Below are 19,426 nucleotides of genomic sequence, written 5' to 3' on the forward strand. Positions count from 1 at the left end.
TTTTTCCGGAGTCGGAGCCGTTACATCATCTTCGCGGCGCCGTTCGACTTCGCCGCGGCTGGTGCCGGCGCGTTGCCGCCAGCGTTCTCGGCGATGATGCGCGCGATCTCGGCGTCGGCTTCGTCGCCGTACTTTGCGAACACGTTCGTTTCGTAGACCGTGTTCTGCGCGTTGGCGAGCTGGTCGCCACGCTCGTCCTTGATGTTGACGTCGACCTGCATCGACAGGCCGATGCGCAGCGGATGCTTCTCGAGTTCCTTCGGATCGATCTCGATACGCACCGGCAGACGCTGCACGACCTTGATCCAGTTGCCCGTCGCGTTCTGCGCCGGCAGCAGCGAGAACGCCGAACCCGTCCCGGCCGAGAAGCCGACGATCTTGCCGTGGTAGACGGCTGAAGAGCCGTAGATGTCGGCGGTCAATTCGACCGGCTGGCCGATGCGCATGTGCTTGAGCTGGACTTCCTTGAAGTTCGCGTCGACCCACACCGCGTTCAGCGGCACGACCGACATCAGCGGGTTGCCCGGCGACACGCGCTGGCCGACCTGCACCGAGCGCTTCGCGACGTAGCCGGTGACCGGCGCGGGCAGCACGTTACGCGCGTTCGCGAGGTACGCGTCGCGCACCTTCGCTGCCGCGGCCATCACGTTCGGGTGCGACGCGATCGTCGTGTTCGCGGTCAGTGCGCGGTTCGATGCGAGTTGCTGTTGCGCCGCGTCGACCGACGCCTGCGCGGCGCGCACCGCGTCGCGTGCATGGGAGATTTCCTCCTGCGACACGGCGCCCGTCTGCGCGACGGCCATCCGGCGGCGCAGGTCGTCGTCCGCCTTCGACAGGTCGGACTGGCGCAGCGCGACTTGCGCGCGGTACTGATCGTCGTTGACGAACAGGCCGCGCACCTGGCGCACCGTCTGCGCGAGGTTGGCCTCGGCCTGCTGCAGCGCGACTTGCGAGTCGGCCGGGTCGAGCACGACCAGCGGATCGCCGGCCTTGACCGTCTGCGTATCGTCGGCCTTCACGGCGATCACGGTACCTGTGACCTGCGGCGTGATCTGCACGACGTTGCCGTTCACGTACGCGTCGTCGGTCTCTTCATGGAAGCGCGCGACGAGGAAGTAGTACAGACCGTACGCGATGGCCGCGATCACGATGACCGCGATCAGCAGCGTCATCATCCGTTTGCGCTTCCCGTTGTTCTGCGGCTGTGCGCTGGCGGCGTTTTGTTGAGGGTCGCTCATGGCGATTTTCTCCGTCCGTTATTTCGAGTGTCTGCGTAGTAGTGGCGCCGGATCAGTTCGCGGCCTGGCTTGTCTGCATGTCGGCGTCGGGTGCGGCGAGCCGCGTGCCGGTTGCGTCGAACCCGCCGCCAAGTGCCTTGATCAGCGCGAGCTGCATGTCGCGCCGGCGCATCTTCAGGTTGGTCACCGTCTGTTCCGATGCGAGGCGGTTGCTGTCTGCGGTCAGCACCTGGAGTTGCGGCGACAGGCCGGCCTTGTAGCGGATCACGGCGAGGTCGTACGCACGTGTCGACGCATCGAGCGCACGCTGCGCGTCGTCCATCTGGCGATCGACCGCGCGGATCGACGCGACCTGCGTCGCGACGTCGTTCAGCGCGTTGATCAGCGTCTGGTTGTAGTTCGCGACCGACAGGTCGAAGTCCGCATAGCGGCCCTTGAGCTGCGCGCGCAATGCACCGGCATCGAAGATCGGCAGGTGGATCGCCGGGCCGAACTGTGCCTGGCGGCTCGCGAAATTCAGGAATTTGCCCCAGCCGAACGCATCGAAGCCGAAGGCGGCCGCGAGGTTCACGTCGGGAAAGAATTCGGCCTTCGCTTCCTTCACGTCGTGCATCGCGGCCTCGACCTGCCAGCGCGCGGCGACGATGTCCGGGCGGCGCGACACGAGGTCGGCCGGCAGGTTGCCGGGCAGTGCGACTTCGCCGGTCGGGTTCATGACCGGCGCGGCGATCTGCAGCCCGCGGTCCGGACCCTTGCCGAGCAGCGCGGCGAGCTGGTAGCGCACGGTCGTGATCTGGCCGTCGAGGTCGGACAGCGACGCCTGGGTCGTCGCGATGTTGCCGCGCGCCGTCTGGCGTTCCACGTTGGTGTCGAGACCGGCCGACACGCGGCCGTCGGTGATCTTGCCGACCGTCTGGCGGTTGGTGATCTCGCGTTGCGCGATGTCGCGCAGCGCATACAGTTGCGCGAGCGAGTTGTAGGTGCGGGCGACCGACGACGCGAGCGTGATGCGCGCCTGCTGCATGTCGGCTTCGGCGGCCTTTTCCTGCGACACGGCCATATGCAGGCGCTCGCGGTTCTTGCCCCACAGGTCGAGATCCCACGACGCGCTCGCGAGCGCGTTGTTCTCGCTGTACCACTGGCCGCCGTAAGGGGGCGGGAACAGCGCGTTCGACGAATACAGCTCGCGCGTCCACGAATAGCTGGCTTCGGCCTTCGGCATCAGGTTCGAGCGCGACGATTCGATGTACGACGACGCCTTCGCGATGCGCGCCTGCGCCTGGGCGATCGACGGGTTGCCCTGCAGCGCCTCGTCGATCAGTTTCGGCAGCTGCGGATCGCCGAACTGGTTGGCCCAGTCGAGCGCCGGCCACTGGCCGCCCTGGGCGGGCAGGCTCTGGGTGGTTTCGAATTGCGATGGAGGAGCGATCTGCTTGTCGCTCTTGATGCCGATGTAGTTTGCGCAGCCCGCCAGCGCCAGTGCGGCAACCGCGGCGGCGACGGCGGCGCGGCACGACCCGGCGCGCACGGACAACGGGGAGGATTTCATCGCGCGGCTCCCTGACTCGGAATGAATGATGGACACTGCAAGGATTTCCTTACATTAATCTGTCAAAAGTAATTGTTATGGCAACTATTGCGCGACGCCACCGCCCGCAGTCTCGCAGTAGTTGCTGAGAATGCGGCGCAGCATGCTCTTCAGGAAGCCGACTTCTTCGGGCGTAAACCCGCCCAGCAGTTCGTCGAGCACGCTGCGGAACACCGGGGGCAGCCGCTCGGCAAGCGCGCGGCCTTCGTCGGTCAACTCGAGGCGCACGACCCGCCGATCCTCGATGCTGCGCACACGGGACAGCAGGCCGCGCTTCTCGACACGGTCGAGCAGGCGGGTGACCGCGCTCGCGTCGATCCCGTATTCCCGCGCGAGCTCGGCGGCCGTCGAGCATTTGCCGACCGCGATCATGAACAGCATGCTCGCCTGCGTGCCCGTAATGCCGAGCTCTTCCTGCGTGCGCTGCGTGACGAGATTGGTCATCACCGATTTCACGCGCGACATCAGATAACCGACGCTGTCGTTCATCTGATACGTGGAAAGCGGTGAAACCGGCGGTTGGGAAGGAGAATCCGACATAAAACCCTGAAGCTGCAATAGTTGACTAGGCAGCAGTATAGGCGCAATTTGCTTGCCGCGGCAAATGTTAATCGATCGGGCGAGGGCGCGCTCCGCGGTCCGGAATCTCCTTGTGGTCGCCAGGGTTTTCGGCTCACCGGTGGCGGCGCCGGCCGGTTTGCCTCGCTTGTGGCGAGGGCGGGAAGGCTTCGTTTGCTGCGTTGCAACCGCTGGTCCGGCTTTCGACATTCTCACGTGCTATAATTTGTGGCTTTCCAAGCTGCAACGCGCGCGCACGTGTCCCGGTGACTGACGAGCGTGCGCGTTTGCGCGTTCAACGAATTTCCAGGTTTCTATGACCCGCGCCCTTCGCAATATCGCCATCATCGCTCACGTCGACCACGGCAAGACCACGCTCGTCGACCAACTGCTCCGCCAGTCCGGCACCTTCCGCGAGAACCAGCAGATTGCCGAGCGGGTGATGGACTCGAACGACATCGAAAAAGAGCGCGGGATCACGATTCTCGCGAAGAACTGCGCGGTCGAATACGAAGGCACGCACATCAACATCGTCGACACGCCGGGGCACGCGGACTTCGGTGGCGAGGTGGAGCGCGTGCTGTCGATGGTCGACTCGGTGCTGCTGCTCGTCGACGCCGTCGAAGGTCCGATGCCGCAGACGCGCTTCGTCACGAAGAAGGCGCTCGCGCTCGGCCTGAAGCCGATCGTCGTCGTCAACAAGATCGACCGTCCGGGTGCGCGGATCGACTGGGTCATCAACCAGACCTTCGACCTGTTCGACAAGCTCGGCGCGACCGAAGAGCAGCTCGACTTCCCGATCGTCTACGCATCGGGCCTGAACGGTTATGCGTCGCTCGATCCGGCGGCCCGCGAAGGCGACATGCGCCCGCTGTTCGAAGCGATCCTCGCGCACGTGCCGGTTCGCCCGGCCGATCCGGAAGCGCCGCTGCAGCTCCAGATCACGTCGCTCGACTACTCGACGTATGTCGGCCGGATCGGCGTCGGCCGCATCACGCGCGGCCGCATCAAGCCGGGGCAGCCGGTCGTGATGCGCTTCGGTCCGGAGGGCGACGTGCTGAACCGCAAGATCAACCAGGTGCTGTCGTTCAAGGGCCTCGAGCGCGTGCAGGTCGAGTCGGCCGAAGCCGGCGACATCGTGCTGATCAACGGTATTGAAGACGTCGGCATCGGCGCGACGATCTGCGCGGTCGATACGCCCGAAGCGCTGCCGATGATTACCGTCGACGAGCCGACGCTGACGATGAACTTCCTCGTCAACTCGTCGCCGCTGGCCGGCCGTGAAGGCAAGTTCGTGACGAGCCGCCAGATCCGCGACCGCCTGATGAAGGAACTGAACCACAACGTCGCGCTGCGCGTGAAGGACACGGGCGACGAAACCGTGTTCGAAGTGTCGGGCCGCGGCGAACTGCACCTGACGATTCTCGTCGAGAACATGCGCCGCGAAGGCTATGAGCTCGCCGTGTCGCGTCCGCGCGTGGTGATGCAGGAAATCGACGGCGTGCGGCACGAGCCGTACGAACTGCTGACCGTCGACGTCGAGGACGAGCACCAGGGTGGCGTGATGGAGGAGCTCGGCCGCCGCAAGGGCGAAATGCTCGACATGGCGTCGGACGGCCGTGGCCGCACGCGTCTCGAATACAAGATCTCGGCGCGCGGCCTGATCGGCTTCCAGAGTGAATTCCTGACGCTGACGCGCGGCACGGGCCTGATGAGCCACATTTTCGACTCGTACGCGCCGGTCAAGGACGGCTCGGTGTTCGAGCGCCGCAACGGCGTGCTGATCTCGCAGGACGACGGCGCGGCGGTGGCATACGCACTGTGGAAGCTCCAGGATCGCGGCCGCATGTTCGTGAAGCCGGGCGACGCGCTGTATGAGGGCATGATCATCGGCATCCACAGCCGCGACAACGACCTCGTCGTGAACCCGATCAAGGGCAAGCAGCTGACCAACGTGCGTGCGTCGGGGACCGACGAAGCCGTGCGTCTCGTGCCGCCGGTCCAGATGTCGCTCGAATACGCGGTCGAATTCATCGACGACGACGAACTCGTGGAAGTGACGCCGCAGTCGATCCGCCTGCGCAAGCGCTTCCTGAAGGAGCACGAGCGTCGCCGCGCGAGCCGCGAAGGCGCGGTCGACTGAGCATCGACTGTTCCCGTGCATGACGGAAAGGGCTGCCTTCGGGCAGCCTTTTTTGCATGTGCGCCCAGCATGGGCGCACTCCTGCGGGTGCAAGTCCCGCCATGAGCTGATCACGGCAAATGAAGTGAAGCGCAACTGCATGAGGGCGACCGAGTGTGGGGAGGAACAGCCGTTGCTGGTGGCGCAATAGCTATCAGATGCTGAACCGAGCGTTGCCCACTGCTTACTTCGACCGGCTTGGCGTTCCCCGACTCTCCTGACCTCAACTGCTCGAACCGCCCGGTGCGGACCCGCATGCCGGGTGGTGTGGGAGGGGATCGGCCAGGTTACTGACCGCCCCTATCCCGATTGGCGCGATGTGCAGTCGGGCGGACTGCAAAACACTGTTCCCGCGGGGCGTGGCAATCCGGCACAACCCCGTCACGCGGTGCTTTCAGGCACATTTCGTCGTGAACTCCGGTAACGGTTCTGTGATATGCTGCGCGCACGCAAGTTTTAGGTCCTTCCAAGCAAGACTTGATTCGCAATCCGCTAAACGGTCAGGCCGTGTCGCGGAAGGTTGAGTAACCCGCTATTTCTCGAGAAGCTCGAAGAAAGGTGAGCGTAAAATGTCAGATGTAATGAAGCAGTTTCAGCTGAACTCCTATCTGTTCGGCGGCAATGCTTCGTACGTTGAAGAACTGTACGATGCATATCTCAACAATCCGGCGTCGGTGCCGGAGAACTGGCGAGAGTATTTCGACGCGCTGCAGAACGTGCCTGCAACGGACGGCTCGAATGCCAATGACGTCGCTCATTTCCCGATCGTCGAATCGTTTGCCGAGCGTGCGAAGGCCAATGCCTTCATCCCGCGCGAAAGCACCAGCAATCTGGCGACCGCGCGCAAGCAGGTCCACGTCCAGTCCCTCATCAGCGCATATCGGTTCCTCGGCTCGCAATGGGCCAATCTGGATCCGCTGAAGCGTCGCGAACGTCCCGCCATTCCCGAACTCGAACCCGCGTTCTACGACTTCTCGGAAGGCGACCTCGACCAGACGTACAGCGCAAGCAACCTGTATTTCGGTTTCGACCAGGCTTCGCTGCGCGACATCGTCAAGGGCCTGCGTGACACGTACTGCGGTACGATCGGCGCCGAGTACATGTACATCAGCGATCCGGAGCAGAAGCGCTGGTGGCAGGAGCGCCTGGAGTCGACGCGCGCGACGCCGTCCTTCTCGATCGACAAGAAGAAGCACATCCTGAATCGCCTGACGGCAGCGGAAGGCCTCGAGCGCTATCTGCACACCAAGTACGTCGGCCAGAAGCGCTTCTCGCTCGAAGGCGGCGAAAGCTTCATCGCGGCGATGGACGAAGTCGTCCAGCATGCAGGCAAGAGCGGCGTGCAGGAAATCATCATCGGCATGGCGCACCGCGGCCGCCTGAACGTGCTGGTCAATACGCTGGGCAAGATGCCGGCCGACCTGTTCGCCGAATTCGAAGGCAAGCACGTTGACGACCTGCCGGCCGGTGACGTGAAGTACCACAAGGGCTTCTCGTCGGACGTGTCGACCGAAGGCGGCCCGGTCCACCTGTCGCTCGCGTTCAACCCGTCGCACCTCGAAATCGTGAACCCGGTGGTCGAAGGTTCCGCGAAGGCGCGCATGGACCGTCGCGGCGACGAAGACGGCCTGCAAGTGCTGCCGGTGCAGATCCACGGCGACGCGGCCTTCGCCGGCCAGGGCGTCGTGATGGAAACGCTGAACCTCGCGCAGACGCGCGGTTACGGCACGCACGGCACGCTGCACATCGTCATCAACAACCAGATCGGCTTCACGACGTCGGACCCGCGCGATGCGCGCTCGACGCTGTACTGCACCGACGTGGTCAAGATGATCGAAGCGCCGGTGCTGCACGTGAACGGCGATGATCCGGAAGCCGTCGTGCTCGCGATCCAGATCGCGATCGACTACCGGATGCAGTTCCACAAGGATGTCGTGATCGACATCGTCTGCTTCCGCAAGCTGGGCCACAACGAGCAGGACACGCCGGCCGTCACGCAGCCGCTGATGTACAAGAAGATCGCGCAGCACCCGGGCACCCGTGCGCTGTACGCCGAAAAGCTCGTGCAGCAGGGCGTGATCACCGCGGAAGATGCCGACAACTACGTGAAGGCATACCGCAAGGCGATGGACGACGGTCATCACACGGTCGACCCGGTCCTGTCGAACTACAAGAGCAAGTACGCGGTCGACTGGGTTCCGTTCCTGAACCGCAAGTGGACGGATGCAGCCGACACGGCCGTGCCGCTCGCCGAACTGAAGCGCCTCGGCGAACGCATCACGACGGTCCCGGATAACTTCAAGGTTCACCCGCTCGTCGAGCGCGTGATCAACGACCGCCGCAACATGGCGCGCGGCGACCAGCCGCTCGACTGGGGCATGGGCGAACACCTCGCATTCGCGTCGCTCGTCGCATCGGGCTACTCGGTGCGCCTGACGGGCCAGGACTCGGGCCGCGGCACGTTCACGCACCGTCACGCGGTGCTGCACGACCAGAACCGCGAGCGCTGGAACGACGGCACGTACGTGCCGCTGCAGAACATCGCCGACGGTCAGGCGAAGTTTACGGTGATCGACTCGGTGCTGTCGGAAGAAGCGGTGCTGGGCTTCGAATACGGTTACTCGACCGCCGAGCCGAATACGCTCGTGCTGTGGGAAGCCCAGTTCGGTGACTTCGTCAACGGCGCGCAGGTCGTGATCGACCAGTTCATCTCGTCGGGCGAAGTGAAGTGGGGCCGCGTGTCGGGTCTCACGATGCTGCTGCCGCACGGCTACGAAGGCCAGGGTCCGGAACACTCGTCGACGCGCATCGAGCGTTTCCTGCAGCTGTGTGCCGATCACAACATGCAAGTCGTTCAACCGACGACGCCGGCGCAGATCTTCCACCTGCTGCGCCGCCAGATGATCCGCCTGTTCCGCAAGCCGCTGATCGTCGCCACGCCGAAGTCGCTGCTGCGTCACAAGGAAGCGGTGTCGGACCTGTCGGAACTGGCGAAGGGTTCGTTCCAGCCGGTGCTGGGCGAAACCGACGGCGGCATCGACGCGAAGAAGGTCAAGCGCGTGCTGGCCTGCTCGGGCCGCGTGTACTACGACCTCGTCGCGCATCGCCGCGAAGCGAAGGCGAACGACGTCGCGATCATCCGTATCGAGCAGCTGTATCCGTTCGCGCACAAGCAGTTCGAAGCCGAAATGAAGAAGTACGAGAACGCGACTGAAGTGGTCTGGGTGCAGGACGAGCCGCAGAACCAGGGTCCCTGGTTCTACGTCGAGCACCATCTGAAGGAAGGCATGAAGGAAGGGCAGAAGCTGGCATACAGCGGCCGTCCGGCTTCGGCCTCGCCGGCGGTTGGCTACTACGCGAAGCACTACGAGCAGCAGAAGGCCCTGATCGAAGGGGCATTCGGCCGCCTGAAGAGCGGATCGATCGCGAAATAACCGACGGAAGCGAAACGGGAAGGCGCGCGGCGCTTTCCCGTCTTCCTTGGCCTGCCGGGCGCGTGGCGCGCCGCATCGGCCGAAGGAGTCGCACGAACCTCGTCATTACCCAGATTAAGCATCCAGGAAAATCACATGGCTATCGTAGAAGTCAAAGTCCCCCAGCTTTCGGAGTCGGTTTCGGAAGCGACCATGCTGCAGTGGAAGAAGAAGCCGGGCGAAGCAGTTGCGCAAGACGAAATTCTGATCGAACTCGAGACCGACAAGGTCGTGCTCGAAGTGCCGGCACCGGCAGCGGGCGTGCTCGCGCAAGTGCTGCAGAACGACGGTGACACGGTGGTTGCCGATCAACTGATCGCGACGATCGACACCGAAGCGAAGGCAGGTGCTGCCGAAGCAGCGGCAGGTGCCGCCGAAGTCAAGCCGGCAGCAGCGCCCGCCGCAGCCGCACCGGCCGCACAGCCGGCTGCCGCAACGGCATCGAGCTCGGCCGCCGCATCGCCGGCCGCAGCGAAGCTGCTGGCCGAGAAGGGCCTGTCGACGGGCGACGTCGCAGGTTCGGGCCGCGACGGCCGCGTCACGAAGGGCGACGCGCTGGCCGCAGGCAGCGCACCGAAGGCTGCTCCGGCCGCCGCACCGGCGAAGACCGCCGCTGCGAAGCCGTCGCTGCCGGAAGTGAAGGTGCCGGCGTCGGCAGCGACGTGGCTGAACGACCGTCCGGAACAGCGCGTGCCGATGTCGCGCCTGCGTGCGCGTATCGCCGAGCGCCTGCTCGAGTCGCAGCAGACCAACGCGATCCTGACGACGTTCAACGAAGTCAACATGGCTCCGGTCATGGAACTGCGTAACAAGTACAAGGACAAGTTCGAGAAGGAACATGGCGTGAAGCTCGGCTTCATGTCGTTCTTCGTGAAGGCGGCCGTGCACGCGCTGAAGAAGTTCCCGCTGGTGAACGCGTCGATCGACGGTAACGACATCGTCTACCACGGCTACTTCGACATCGGTATCGCGGTCGGTTCGCCGCGCGGCCTGGTCGTGCCGATCCTGCGCAACGCGGATCAGCTGAGCCTCGCCGAGATCGAGAAGAAGATCGCCGAATTCGGCCAGAAGGCGAAGGACGGCAAGCTGTCGATCGAGGAAATGACGGGCGGTACGTTCTCGATCTCGAACGGCGGCGTGTTCGGCTCGATGCTGTCGACCCCGATCATCAACCCGCCGCAGTCGGCCATCCTCGGCGTGCACGCGACGAAGGAGCGCCCGGTTGTCGAAAACGGCCAGATCGTGATCCGTCCGATCAACTACCTGGCACTGTCGTACGACCATCGGATCATCGACGGCCGCGAAGCAGTCCTGTCGCTCGTCGCGATGAAGGACGCGCTGGAAGATCCGGCACGCCTGCTGCTCGACCTGTAAGCCGAGTCTCACTGCATTGACCCGCCCCGCACGCTCGCGCACACGCGCGAGCGTGCGGGCGTACAAGTAGAAAGGATTGTCATGTCCAAGGAATTTGACGTCGTCGTGATCGGCGCCGGCCCCGGCGGCTACATCGCCGCGATTCGCGCCGCGCAGCTCGGCAAGACCGTTGCCTGTATCGAGAAGTGGAAGAACCCGGCCGGCGCGCTGAAGCTCGGTGGCACGTGCCTGAACGTCGGCTGCATCCCGTCGAAGGCGCTGCTCGCATCGTCGGAAGAGTTCGAGAACACGTCGCATCACCTGGCCGACCACGGCATCACGGTCGACGGCGTGAAGATCGACGTCGCGAAGATGCTGGGCCGCAAGGACGCGATCGTCGAGAAGATGACGAGCGGGATCGAGTTCCTGTTCAAGAAGAACAAGATCACCTGGCTGAAGGGCCATGGCAAGTTCACCGGCAAGACGGACGCCGGCGTGCAGATCGAAGTGAGCGGCGAGGGTGAAACCGAAGTCGTCACCGCGAAGAACGTGATCATCGCGACGGGCTCGAAGGCGCGTCACCTGCCGGGCATCCCGGTCGACAACAAGATCGTGTCGGACAACGAAGGTGCGCTGACGTTCGACTCGGTGCCCAAGAAGCTCGCCGTGATCGGCGCAGGCGTGATCGGCCTCGAGCTCGGCTCGGTGTGGCGCCGCCTGGGTGCCGAAGTGACGGTGCTCGAAGCGCTGCCGGCATTCCTCGGCGCAGCCGACGAAGCGCTCGCGAAGGAAGCGGCCAAGCTGTTCAAGAAGCAGGGCCTCGACATCCATCTCGGCGTGAAGATCGGTGAAGTGAAGGCGACCGAGAACGGTGTGTCGATCGCCTACACGGACAAGGACGGCAACGCGCAGACGCTCGACGCCGACCGCCTGATCGTGTCGGTCGGCCGCGTGCCGAATACCGACAACCTCGGCCTCGAGGCAATCGGCCTGAAGGCGAACGAGCGCGGCTTCATCGACGTGGACGACCACTGCCGTACGGCGGTGCCGAACGTGTACGCGATTGGCGACGTGGTGCGCGGCCCGATGCTCGCGCACAAGGCGGAAGACGAAGGCGTGCTGGTCGCGGAAGTGATCGACGGCCAGAAGCCGCACATCGACTACAACTGCATTCCGTGGGTGATCTACACGTACCCGGAAATCGCATGGGTCGGCAAGACGGAACAGCAGCTGAAGGCCGAGGGCCGCGAGATCAAGTCGGGCAAGTTCCCGTTCTCGATCAACGGCCGCGCGCTCGGCATGAACGCGCCGGACGGCTTCGTGAAGATGATCGCGGATGCGAAGACCGACGAACTGCTCGGCGTGCACGTGATCGCCGCGAATGCGTCGGACCTGATTGCGGAAGCCGTGGTGGCGATGGAATTCAAGGCGGCGTCGGAAGACATCGCCCGCATCTGCCATCCGCACCCGTCGATGTCGGAAGTGATGCGCGAAGCGGCGCTCGCCGTCGACAAGCGCTCGCTGAACAGCTGAGCGCGGTATAGCGTCGGCCGGCCATCGGTCGGCGCAGCCGTCTCATGACGAAGGCGGGCGGGGGTTTCCCGCTCGCCTTCGTTTTTTCCGGTTTGCCTGATGAACGTCACCGAATACTACACGCGCGAATTGACCACGCGCGGCTATCAGTCCGATCCCGCGCAGCGCGCGGCCGTCGATCGCCTGCAGCACTGTTTCGACGAATGGGTCGACTACAAGGCGCGCCGCTCGAACGCGTTCAAGAAGCTCATCAATCATCCGGACCTCCCGCGCGGCGTCTACATGTGGGGCGGCGTCGGTCGCGGCAAGAGCTTCCTGATGGACAGCTTCTTTGCGGTGGTGCCCGTGCAGCGCAAGACGCGCCTGCACTTCCACGAATTCATGCGTGAAGTCCACCGCGAGCTCGAGGAACTGAAAGGGCAGGCCGATCCGCTCGACGAGCTCGCGCGACGTATCGCGAAGCGCTATCGGCTGATCTGTTTCGACGAATTCCACGTGTCGGACATCGCGGACGCGATGATCCTCTACCGGCTGCTCGATCGCCTGTTCAACAACGGCGTGCAGTTCGTGATGACGTCCAACTACGATCCCGACGATCTGTATCCCGATGGCCTGCATCGAGACCGCATGCTGCCGGCGATCGCGCTGCTCAAGCAAAAGCTCGACGTGCTGAACGTCGACGCGGGTGTCGACTATCGCCAGCGCACGCTCGCGCAGGTGCAGATGTATCACACGCCGCTCGGCGCGGACGCGGATCGCGAACTGCGTCATGCGTTCGCGAAGCTCGCCGCGGTACCGGACGAAAGCCCGATCCTGCATATCGAGAAGCGCGAGTTGAAGGCACTGCGCAAGGCCGACGGGGTCGTCTGGTTCGATTTCGCGACACTGTGCGGCGGCCCGCGTTCGCAGAACGACTATCTCGAGCTGGCCAGCCGCTTCCACGCGATCGTGCTGTCGGAAGTGCCGCAGATGTCACCGCGGATGGCGTCCGAGGCGCGGCGGTTTACCTGGCTCATCGACGTGCTGTACGACCACAAGGTCAAGCTGCTGATGTCCGCGGCGGTGCCGGCGGAGCAACTGTACGTCGAAGGGCCGATGGCGAACGAGTTCGCGCGCACGGTATCGCGGATCGTCGAGATGCAGTCGAAGGAATACCTCGAAACGCCGCGCCGCATCGTCGATACTTCGCTGACCTGATCGCAGTTTTCGACAAGTGACGGGCATCAAACGTCAATTCCGGTCAAATTCTCGCGGTCTCGGGGTATTTTCGGACTTGTCTTATATTCACGGTTGAGGTCAGCCGATATCGTTGTGTCATGGTTCCTAAGGCTGGAGATGTTCATGACACCGTATCGCGATCTGACCGACCATGAGTGGCGCTGCGTCGTGCCGCTTCTACCCGAAATGCAGCCGCGCACCGAGTTGCGCGGCCGACCATTGGCCAACACGCGCGCCGTCCTGAACGGCGTACTTTGGGTGATCTATAGCGGCGCGACCTGGTCCGCGATGCCGCGTCGTTACCCGTCGTATCAGACATGCCATCGCCGCTTCAAGGTCTGGCATGAGACCGGTACGTTGATGCAGGTGATGCGCGAGCTGTACGGTGACGCAGGCGTGAACCTGTGCAACACACTGTCCGCACGGATGCGCAAGCACACGCAATCGAAGGCGGCGGCGGTGCGGAGTGCGGCAGCGCCGGCGTATCGCGCACCGGGCAGCTATGCACCGGATACGTTGAAGCATGCGGCGTGATATCGATCGATTTCATTCACGCCCACATCAAAAGGAAATCGGCCTGACGACGTCGTCGCAGGCCGATTTCTCATTGCGTCGCGCGTGTCGACGCGCGTCGCATTATTGCGCGCGAACCCAGGTCTGCGACCGGCCGAGCAGCGATACGCCGATGTAGCCGCGCACGACGAGCTTCTGGCCGCCGTCTTCCAGCGACATCTTGCACTTGTAGACCTTGCCGTTTTCCGGGTCGAGGATGTTGCCGCCGTCCCAGTGGTCGCCGTCCTTCTTCATCGCCTTGATGATCGTCATGCCCTTGATGAGCTGATCCTTGCGTTCGTCCGTGCATGCGGTGCAGCGGCGATCGGGCGTGTCGTTGGCGCCGAGACCCTTGACGACCTTGCCCGACAGCGAACCTTCGCCGTCGTCGGCGATCTGCACGAGCGCCTTCGGTGCATGGGTATTGTCGTCGATCGTCTGCCACATGCCGATGGGGCTGTCGGCCTGGGCGAAGGTGGGGGCGGCGCAAGCGAGCAGTGCACTTGCGACGGCCAGTGCGCGCAACGGGCGGGTCAGTTGAATCATTGTCTTCCTCCTTGTTTCATGTCGTGTTCGATGTGCTCGCACGACCGTCTGCATGGGGCGGTGGCATGTTGCGAGCGTTGCCAGAATACGTGAAACCGCGCGCTGCGTTTGATAGAGGGGACTCTAATCGAAACAGCCCGCGAGAGACGCGGGCTGTTTGGTGACCGATCAGTTGAGCTGATACGAGAACGCCGCATTCACGCGCGGGCTGCGCGATGCGCTTTCGACGGGCGCATCGCCAACCGGCTTGGCGATATTCAGGTCGAGACTGTAGTAGCGACTGTCCGTAAACCGCACGCCGATACCGACCGACGACAGGCGGCTCGGTGACGGCGTGCCTGTGTGCAGGTATACACGCGCCATGTCGTACGCGATGTACGGCGTGATCGATTTCATGTACGTCCAGCCCGGTGTGAACCCGCGGTTGACTTCCAGCGACATCCCCCAGCCCGAGTCGCCCGACGTTTCGCCCGGCTGATAGCCGAGCGCGTAGCGCGTCGAACCGAACGAGATCTGCTCCGACGTCGGCAGCGAGTCTGGGCTGTACTGGCCGGTCAGCGAGACCGACGTGCCGATCTTGAACGGCCATTCGTTGGTCTGCGTGAAGGTCGCGCCGGTGCGCACGAAGGTCAGCGAGATCGGGCTGTCCACCGACGTCGTGTTCGAGCCGATCGTGATGTCCTGCGATTTCGACGCACCAAGGATGTTGAAGCCCTTCGCGACGTTCACGCTCAGCTTCTGTACCTGCTTGGCCGACACGCTCGTGTAGTCGAGCTGCATCTGCAGCACGCGGACCTGCGAGCGCGTGTCGATGCTGTTGCCGGTGATCTTGTTCTGGTAGCGGTCTTCGTTGTGCGACGCATAGCCCGACACGGTGCCGAGCAGGCTGCGCTGGTTGTTCAGCAGCAACGGATAGGATGCCGAAAGACCGAGCTTCTCGTTCTTGACCGTGCGCTCGACGGTCGACGGCAGCCCCGGATTATCGGTCGGCTTGCCGCGATACGTGCTGGCGTCGAGGCGCGTGACAAGTCCGCTGCTGCCGACCGGCACCGCGCCGCTGAATGCGACGTAGGTCTGCTTGTCGCGTCCGGGCGGCACCAGCGCGGAAATGCTCAGTTGCTCGCCGAACGACGTGAGGCCGTTCTCCGTTGCGGTGATGAGCCCCTGGACGCCCGGGTGATTGAAATCGATGCCGGTACTGATGTTGAATGCCTTGCGGTCGACGGCCAGTTCGAGCGTCGTTGCGCCGTCGGTCGTCTGCGGTGGCGGAACATTGGCCTTCACCGTCACGCCGGGCAGGAGGCCGAACGTGTTCACATAGCGTTCGAACGTCGCGCGGCGCAGCGGGCGATCGGCCGTGATGTGCGCGGCGATCGCGCGGATCTTCGATTCCATCGCGCCGGGCTTGCCGGTGACCTTGACGTCCGATACGTAGCCTTCGACGACCGTAACGCGCACGACGCCGTTCTCGAACGTTTGCGCGGGAATGAACGCGAACGACAGCGCATAGCCGCGACCCTGGTACAGCTTGGTCACGCCGTTGGCGGTTTCGATGAGCTCGCCGATCGTGATGTCCTTGCCGACGAGGGGTGTGAAGCGACGCGAGATTTCGTCGAACGGCACCGACTTCACGCCTTCGACCTGGAACGTCGTCGGCGTCAGGTGCCGTGACAGCAGCTCCTGCAGTTGCGGTGCCTGCGGCGCGACCTGCACGGTGACGCTCGGGCCTTTCTGCGGCGCGTTGATCTGGGGGAGGGAATCGAGCGGGTTACCTGCCGCGCGTGTCTGTGCATGTGCCGTGCCTGCTGCCGCGATGGCGAGCAGCATCATCCATCTGTCGAGTCTGGATTTCATTGTTCTTCCTCGTAGGCCTTGCTTTTCGTCTTCTTTCTTATGCGGGCGCGCGACACCAGGGTGTCGCGCGCCGCGTGCCGCGTTGCCGGTTGTGCTTGTACGGCCGTGCCTCGTGCTCCGGCTGCAAAGGCGCGACCGTCCTCCTTACTTGCCGACGCTACCCAGCGTGCCGAGCAGTCCCGTGACCGGTGCCAGCAGACCCGTCGAGCTGCCCGACGATGCCGCACCCGTCACGCCGCCGACCAGCGACGTGACCGGCGCGAGCGGGCTCGCCGACCCCCCGGTTCCCGCGGCACCGCCGACTGCGCCGGTGACAGTATTCAGCAAACCGGTGACGGGCGCGAGAGGGTTTGCCCCGCCGGCGCCACCTGTTGCGCCGCCCAGCGTGCCCGTGACCGTCGACACGAGGCCCGTGACCGGTGCGAGCGGATTGCTGCCCGAGCTACCCGTTGCGCCGCCGACTGCACCCGTGAGCGAACCGAGCGGCGTCGAGCCGAGCCCGGACAGCAGGCCGCCGAGCGGGTTCGTCGAGCTGGAGCCCGACGACGTGCCGCTCTGGACGGTTGCCGTTGAACCGCCGACAAGGCTCGTGATCAGGCCGGGGATCGGTGCCGCGCCGTTCGGGCCGTTCGGGTTCACGAGGCCCCCCGCGTTGGTCACGGTGTTGCCGACCGCGGTGACGAGCTGGCCGACGTCGCCGACGAGCGGCTGGTTAGACGTGCTTGCGACCTTCGTGCCCGCCGAGCTGATCGCGCCGCCGACCTGGCCGAGCAGGCCCGACACGGGTTGCCCGAGGCCGGTGGTCGTGCCGACCTGTTGCGTGACCTGGCCTGCGGTGATCACCAGCGGTGTAATCGCCGAGCTGAGCGGTTGCGTAACCTGCTGCACGGCACCCGACGACAGCGTCGAGCCGATCGTCGTGCCGGCGGCCGACAGGCCGTTGGCAACCGTGTCGAGCACGGTGCCGACCGGTGTCGTGACAGGGGCGAGCGGTGCGAGCTGACCCGTGCCGAGCGCCTTGACCGTCGAACTCAGCCCAGACACGGTATTGCTCGTCGCGCCGACGACATTCCCGAGGCCGGCGACCGTCGTGCCGACGGGATCCTTGATCGAGCCGGTCTGTCCCAACCCGTTGCTCAACGCATCGGCGGCCGCGTTGATGATCGTGCCGGTGCTCGAGACGGTGCTGCCGACACCCTTCGTCACGCCGTCGCCGAGGCCCGGCACGCTGACGTTGCCGATCGTGCTGCCGAGGTCGGTCGCGGTCTGGCCGATCGTGCTGACAGCGCCCTTGGTGCCGGTGGACGAGCCGCTGGTGCCGCTCGTGCCGCTGGAGCCGCCGGCGTTGCTGCTGGTCGGCGGCGTGCTGACGCTGTTGCCGCCGCATGCGGCCAGCAGGCATGCCGTGGCGAAGGCGGTGAGGGGCACGCGCCACTGGTTCAGGGCGGCCGTCGTGATCGAACGTTGCTGGGACATGATGGACTCCTCGCTGTCTTGTCGATGAATGGATGTCGGATTACTTGCCGTGCGTACCGCCGAGCAGGCCGCCGATCAACGACGTGACAGGCGCGAGCAGATTCGAGTTCGAGCCCGAATTCGTGACGGCGCCCGTGGTGCCGCTCAGTGCCGGTACGCCGACCGTGCTGGTGACCGTGGAGACCGCGCCCGTCACGGGAGCGAGCGCGGCGCTGCCGCCTGCGCCGCCCGTTGCGCTGCCGAGCGCACCGGTGACCGTCGAGACCAGGCCCGTGACCGGGGCGAGCGGGCCGCTGCTGCCGCCGGCTGCGCCGCCGAGTGCGCCGGTGACGGTGGAGACGAGACCGGTGACCGGAGCAAGCGGGCCGCCGCTCGTGCCGCCCGTTGCACCGCCGAGTGCGCCGGTGACGGTGGAGACGAGACCGGTGACCGGAGCGAGCGGGCCGCCGCTCGTGCCGCCCGTTGCGCCGCCGAGTGTGCCGGTGACGGTGGAGACGAGACCGGTGACCGGAGCAAGCGGGCCGCCGCTCGTGCCGCCCGTTGCACCGCCGAGTGCGCCGGTGACGGTGGAGACGAGACCGGTGACCGGGGCGAGCGGGCCACTGCTCGTACCGCCCGTTGCGCCGCCGAGTGTGCCGGTGACCGTCGTGAGGAGGCCCGTGAGCGGTGCCAGCGGGTTGGTTGCACCGCTGGTGCTGCCCGTGAGCAGGCCGCCGACAGCCTTCACGGTATTGCCGGTCGACGAGACGGTGTTGCCGAGGCCTGTCGTGACGGGATTGCCCCCCGTCGACGCGATCAGCGCGCCGCCCTGGTTCAGGCCGTTGCCGATCGTGCCGAGCAGCGTGTTGACCGGGGCGCCGAGGCCGGTGGCCGTCCCGATCGTCTGCGTCGTCTGACCGACCATCGTCGTGATCGGCGTGATCGCCGAGCTGACCGTCTGCGTGAGCTGCTGGATCGGGCCGCTCGACAGCACGTTGGACAGCGTGGTGCCGCCGTTCGATACCGCGTTGCCGACCTGCGTCACGAGGCCGCCGACGGCGCCGGTGACGGGGGCGAGCGGCGACAGCGGGCCGCTGCCGAGGCTCGTGACCAGGTTGCCGGTCTGCGTGACTGCGCCGCCGAGCTGGTTCACCACGCCGCCGGTGCTGGCGACCGTGACGCCGACCGGGTCCTTCGTCGCGCCGAGCTGGCCGAGGCCGTTGCCGAGGCCATTGCCGAGTGCAGTGACCGCGCCGCCGACGTTCTGGACGATACCGCCTGCCGCCTGCGTCGTGGCCGGGTCGACGCCAGGCAATGACTGGCTCGCGACGACGCCGCCCAGATTCGAGACGGTGCCACCGAGACCGGTGACGAGATTGCTGCCGCTTGCGAGGAGATTACCCACTGCGTTCGACGACACACCGGAGGTGCCGCTCGTGCCGCTGGACGTTCCGCTCGTCGTGCCGCTGGTGCTGCCGCTCGTCGAGCCGCTGGTGCTACCCGACGTGCTGCCGCTGGTCGAGCCGCTGGTGCTGCCCGACGTGCCGCCGCTCGTCGAGCCGGACGTGCCACCCGAGGTGCCGCCGCCCGACGTGGAGATCGAGTCGCCACTGCCGGAGCTGGAGCCGCCGCTGAGCCCCTTGCTGATGGAGCCGGAACCGCCGCACGCGGAGAGGGAAAGCATGGCTGCCACGGTGGCCGCGATCATAGTCGTCCGGAGCGTGCCATGAGGGATAACCTGAATGTCCATTTCGTCCTCGCATTGAAACTGATGTTGTGTTGAGTGATGCGGGGATTACTCTGCAACTGTCGTGCCATTTCGATGGTCGACGGTTCGACGATTGGTTTTAAACGGTGCAATTCCTTGTCGGAAAAG

General features: G+C 65.0%; 13 protein-coding genes. 6 read left to right on the plus strand and 7 right to left on the minus strand.

All coding sequences use genetic code 11. The features are described 5' to 3' along the window. Positions 1 to 20: 20 nt before the first annotated feature. From DIE06_RS25895 to DIE06_RS25905, 3 genes are all read right to left on the minus strand, one after another. On the minus strand, positions 21 to 1,238 hold the full coding sequence (locus DIE06_RS25895; RefSeq protein WP_124663820.1) for an efflux RND transporter periplasmic adaptor subunit: 1,218 nt from the start codon (positions 1,236 to 1,238) through the stop codon (positions 21 to 23). 52 nt (positions 1,239 to 1,290) lie between these two features. Further along, a complete protein-coding gene (locus tag DIE06_RS25900) occupies positions 1,291 to 2,787 on the minus strand; it encodes an efflux transporter outer membrane subunit (RefSeq protein ID WP_124663821.1) in 1,497 nt (498 codons plus the stop codon). Positions 2,788 to 2,871: 84 nt separating this feature from the next. Further along, positions 2,872 to 3,366 (minus strand): MarR family winged helix-turn-helix transcriptional regulator, encoded by a 495-nt coding sequence (locus DIE06_RS25905; RefSeq protein ID WP_124663822.1) that lies wholly within the window; start codon positions 3,364 to 3,366, stop codon positions 2,872 to 2,874. Between the two features lie 334 nt (positions 3,367 to 3,700). Between DIE06_RS25905 and typA the strand changes: the two genes are divergently transcribed. From typA to DIE06_RS25945, 6 genes are all read left to right on the plus strand, one after another. Further along, positions 3,701 to 5,527: a translational GTPase TypA gene (gene typA, locus DIE06_RS25915; RefSeq protein WP_124615704.1), complete on the plus strand. Its 1,827-nt coding sequence runs from the start codon at positions 3,701 to 3,703 to the stop codon at positions 5,525 to 5,527. 608 nt (positions 5,528 to 6,135) lie between these two features. Then, positions 6,136 to 9,000 carry a 2-oxoglutarate dehydrogenase E1 component gene (locus DIE06_RS25925; protein WP_124663823.1) on the plus strand — a complete coding sequence of 955 codons (2,865 nt, stop codon included), beginning with the start codon at positions 6,136 to 6,138 and terminating at the stop codon, positions 8,998 to 9,000. A gap of 135 nt (positions 9,001 to 9,135) precedes the next feature. After that, positions 9,136 to 10,413 (plus strand): 2-oxoglutarate dehydrogenase complex dihydrolipoyllysine-residue succinyltransferase, encoded by a 1,278-nt coding sequence (gene odhB / locus DIE06_RS25930; RefSeq protein WP_124663824.1) that lies wholly within the window; start codon positions 9,136 to 9,138, stop codon positions 10,411 to 10,413. An 81-nt stretch (positions 10,414 to 10,494) separates the two neighbouring features. Then, complete coding sequence (lpdA, locus tag DIE06_RS25935; RefSeq protein WP_124663825.1) at positions 10,495 to 11,925, plus strand: dihydrolipoyl dehydrogenase; 1,431 nt, start codon at positions 10,495 to 10,497, stop codon at positions 11,923 to 11,925. Between the two features lie 99 nt (positions 11,926 to 12,024). Further along, a complete protein-coding gene (gene zapE, locus DIE06_RS25940; protein ID WP_124663826.1) occupies positions 12,025 to 13,122 on the plus strand; it encodes a cell division protein ZapE in 1,098 nt (365 codons plus the stop codon). A gap of 144 nt (positions 13,123 to 13,266) precedes the next feature. Beyond that, positions 13,267 to 13,677 carry a transposase gene (locus DIE06_RS25945; RefSeq protein WP_185733477.1) on the plus strand — a complete coding sequence of 137 codons (411 nt, stop codon included), beginning with the start codon at positions 13,267 to 13,269 and terminating at the stop codon, positions 13,675 to 13,677. 102 nt (positions 13,678 to 13,779) lie between these two features. Here DIE06_RS25945 and DIE06_RS25950 read toward each other — a convergent pair whose 3' ends face one another. The 4 genes from DIE06_RS25950 to DIE06_RS25965 all read right to left on the minus strand — a co-directional run bounded on the left by DIE06_RS25950 (position 13,780) and on the right by DIE06_RS25965 (position 19,300). Further along, entirely contained in the window at positions 13,780 to 14,241 is a 462-nt protein-coding gene (locus DIE06_RS25950) for a DUF2147 domain-containing protein (RefSeq protein WP_124663828.1), read from the minus strand. Positions 14,242 to 14,409: 168 nt separating this feature from the next. Beyond that, positions 14,410 to 16,095 carry a ShlB/FhaC/HecB family hemolysin secretion/activation protein gene (locus tag DIE06_RS25955; protein ID WP_124663829.1) on the minus strand — a complete coding sequence of 562 codons (1,686 nt, stop codon included), beginning with the start codon at positions 16,093 to 16,095 and terminating at the stop codon, positions 14,410 to 14,412. A gap of 144 nt (positions 16,096 to 16,239) precedes the next feature. After that, positions 16,240 to 17,571, minus strand: coding sequence for a collagen-like triple helix repeat-containing protein (locus tag DIE06_RS25960; protein ID WP_124663830.1), 1,332 nt, complete (start codon positions 17,569 to 17,571; stop codon positions 16,240 to 16,242). Between the two features lie 40 nt (positions 17,572 to 17,611). Further along, entirely contained in the window at positions 17,612 to 19,300 is a 1,689-nt protein-coding gene (locus DIE06_RS25965; protein WP_124663831.1) for a collagen-like triple helix repeat-containing protein, read from the minus strand. Between the last annotated feature and the right edge of the window lie 126 nt (positions 19,301 to 19,426).

The sequence above is a fragment of the Burkholderia sp. Bp8998 genome (assembly GCF_003854235.1).
Lineage (GTDB): Bacteria > Pseudomonadota > Gammaproteobacteria > Burkholderiales > Burkholderiaceae > Burkholderia.